3 protein-coding genes and 1 pseudogene are annotated in these 3,047 nt (G+C 71.4%); 1 reads left to right on the forward strand and 3 read right to left on the reverse strand.

Going from position 1 to position 3,047, the window contains the following annotated elements; translation table 11 throughout:
- The 3 genes from G6021_RS11975 to G6021_RS11985 all read right to left on the reverse strand — a co-directional run.
- The coding region (locus G6021_RS11975; protein ID WP_182610335.1) for a beta-ketoacyl synthase N-terminal-like domain-containing protein at nucleotides 1–720 on the reverse strand (720 nt) is incomplete at its 3' end.
- A 16-nt stretch (nucleotides 721–736) separates the two neighbouring features.
- Complete coding sequence (locus G6021_RS11980; protein WP_182610334.1) at nucleotides 737–1,189, reverse strand: MaoC family dehydratase; 453 nt, start codon at nucleotides 1,187–1,189, stop codon at nucleotides 737–739.
- Complete coding sequence (locus tag G6021_RS11985) at nucleotides 1,186–2,340, reverse strand: acyl-CoA dehydrogenase family protein (RefSeq protein WP_182641378.1); 1,155 nt, start codon at nucleotides 2,338–2,340, stop codon at nucleotides 1,186–1,188. The genes G6021_RS11980 and G6021_RS11985 overlap by 4 nt, the downstream gene beginning before the upstream one ends.
- A gap of 113 nt (nucleotides 2,341–2,453) precedes the next feature.
- Here G6021_RS11985 and G6021_RS11990 point away from each other — a divergent pair.
- Nucleotides 2,454–3,047, forward strand: a pseudogene (locus tag G6021_RS11990) (acyl dehydratase); the annotation flags it as partial.

A 3,047-nucleotide genomic window follows, 5' to 3' on the forward strand; every position in this document is an offset into this window, starting at 1 on the left:
CGCGGCGAGTGATGCCGCGGTGACACCGCGGCGGGGGTGCTCGTCGGTGTCGACGACGACGACGTCGTCTCCCCCGCCCCGGGGGACCCGCACCGGCACGATCTCCTCGTCGAACACCCGCCCGTCCTGCGCCGCGACGGCGCGCCGCTGGCTCTCGGCCGCCAGCTCGTCCTGCTCGGCTCGGGAGATCGAGTACTCGGCGCGGAGGTTCTCGGCGGTCTCGAGCATGCCTCCGGGGATCGGGTGGTCACGGCCGCCCGACGTCACCCGGCCCCGCGCGATGCGGTCGACGAACTCCACGCGGTCACCGCGGACACCGCCGCGCAGGCCGAGCGAGTAGAACTCGCTGTTCGACATCGACTCCGCCCCGCCCGCGATCACCACCTCGCTCGCGCCCACCGCCACCTGCATCGCGGCGTTGAGCACGGCCTGCAGTCCGGATCCGCACCGGCGGTCGATCTGGATCCCGGGGGTGCGGATGTCCAGGCCGGCGTCCAGTGCCGCGACGCGCCCGATCGCCGGAGCCTCCCCGTTCGGGTAACACTGCCCGAGGATCACGTCGTCGACGTCCGTGGCGGACAGACCGGTGCGGTCGACCAGACCGGAGATCGCGGCCGCGGCCAGATCGGCGGCCGCGAGCGGGGCGAGGGCGCCGTGGCGGCGACCCACCGCGGTGCGCACGGGTTCGCAGACCACGACGTCGGCGAGGGCCCGCGACATGCGGGAACTCACCGACTCATTCCACCATCATCCGGACGGTCTCGGCGACGACCGCCGGACGGTCGGAGCCCTCGACCTCCACGGTCACCAGACTGCCCAACTGGACCCCGGAGGCCCTGCGCTGGAGCGAGGTGAGCTCGATCCCCGCCCGGATGCGCGATCCCACCGGGACCGGTGCCGGGAACCGGACCTTGTCGACGCCGTAGTTGATCATCATCCGGAACCCCCGGATCTCCATGACCTCCGCGCCCAGCACGGGCAGCAGGGAGAGGGTCAGGTAGCCGTGGGCGATGGTGGCTCCGTAGGGCCCCTGCGCCGCCCGGACCGGGTCGACGTGGATCCACTGGTGGTCCCCGGTCGCGTCGGCGAACGCGTCGATGCGGTCCTGGGTGATCTCCATCCAGTCGCTGTACCCCACGTGTCGCCCGAGTTCGGCCTCGAGCTGCTCCAGTCCCTCGAACACCCTCATGACAGTCCTCCTCGCTGCACCAGTTGCGATGCGATGACGTTGCGTTGGATCTCGTTGGTCCCCTCGCCCACGATCATGAGCGGGGCGTCGCGGAAGTACCGCTCCACGTCGTACTCCGTGGAGTAGCCGTACCCGCCGTGGATCCGGACCGCGTCGAGCGAGATCTCCATGCCGACCTCGGAGGCGAACAGCTTGGCCATCCCGGCCTCCATGTCGCAGCGCTCGCCGGCCTCGGAACGCTCGGCGGCGTGGAGCGTGAGCTGGCGCGCGGCGGACAGCTTGGTGGCCATGTCGGCCAGACGGTGACCGACCGCCTGGTGCTTCCAGATGGGCTGCCCGAACGACTCCCGCTGCTGCGCGTAGGCGAGAGAATCCTCGAGGGCGGCGGCCGCCACCCCGAGGGCACGGCCGGCCACCTGGATCCGTCCGGTCTCCAGGCCCTTCATCATCTGGGCGAAGCCACGTCCGGGCTCGCCGCCGAGCACCTGCGTGGCGGGCGTGCGATAGCCGTCGAAGGCCAGCTCACACGTCTCGACGCCCTTGTACCCGAGCTTGGACAGGTCCCTCGAGACGGTCAGCCCGGGACCGTGCCCGACCAGGACGATCGAGATCCCCCTGTGCGCGGGCGTCGCCGACGGGTCAGTCTTGCAGAGCAGGGCGATGAGGCCGGAGCGGCGCGCGTTCGAGATCCACGTCTTGGCCCCGGTGATCACCAGGTCGTCTCCGTCGGGTGTCGCGACGGTGCCCATGGCCTGGAGGTCCGACCCCCCGCCGGGCTCCGTGAGGGCCATGGTCGCCCGCACCTCACCCGTGGCCATCGTCGGGAGGTGGGTGGACTTCTGCTCCTCGGTGCCGAACTCGGTGAGGAGCTTCGCCACCACCGTGTGCCCGCCCATGGCGCCCGCCAGGGACATCCAGCCGCGGGCGAGTTCCTCGGTGACGCGCACGAAGCAGGGCATCGAGACCGGCATCCCGCCGTACTCCTCGGGGACGGCCAGGCCGTAGATCCCGATCTGCTTCATCTGCTCGATCCAGCGTTCCGGGTAGGAGTCCGCGTGCTCCATCTCGCGCACGGACGGCCTGACCTCGCGGTCGATGAACCGGCGCACGGTCGCGACGAGGTCGGCCTCGTCCTGGTTCAGGTCCGGCACCGGTGACACCTCGTCGTCGTCTCGATCCGCCCGTCGGGCGGGGTCCGGACATCATCGCAACCCTCCATCCGATAGTCAATAATCATGCGCATGGTTTGGTTAGGATGCCGGTCATGGACACTCGCGACGCCCGGCCCGTCGGCGGACCCTACTTCGACCAGCTGGCGGTGGGTCAGGTCGTCGTCGACGCCCCGTCCGTCACCCTGACCGACGGTCTCGCCGCCGCACACCAGGCGATCCTCGGCGACCGGCTGCGGCTCCCCCTGGACCGTCGTCTCGCCCACGCCGTCACCGGCGGCACGGTGGCCCACCCGGGCCTCGTCGTCGACGTCGCGATCGGCCAGTCCACCCTTGTCACCCAGCGCGTGCGGGCCAACCTCTTCTACCGCGGCCTGCGTCTGCTCACCGCACCCCGGATCGGTGACACCCTGACCACCCGGACGGAGGTCGTGGGACTCAAGACCAACAGCCACTCACCGGGCCGCACCCCCACCGGGCTCGCCGCGCTCCGCATCACCACCACCGACCAGGACGGACGGACCGTCCTGGACTTCCACCGATGCGCCATGCTGCCCCTGGCTCCGGGCGTCGACCCGGACTCGTGCGCCCACACCGACGACCTGGCGGCGGTCGGGACCGCCACCTCCCGGCCGTGGGCGACACCCGACGCCTGGGACCTGGCCGCCTACCGCGCCGCGGTCCCCGGG

The sequence above is a fragment of the Dietzia sp. CW19 genome (assembly GCF_014145265.1).
Lineage (GTDB): Bacteria > Actinomycetota > Actinomycetes > Mycobacteriales > Mycobacteriaceae > Dietzia > Dietzia natronolimnaea.

Excerpts from the sequence above, each read along its gene's own strand:
- G6021_RS11980 (WP_182610334.1), bottom strand. The coding sequence starts at position 1,189 with ATGAGGGTGTTCGAGGGACTGGAGCAGCTCGAGGCCGAACTCGGGCGA.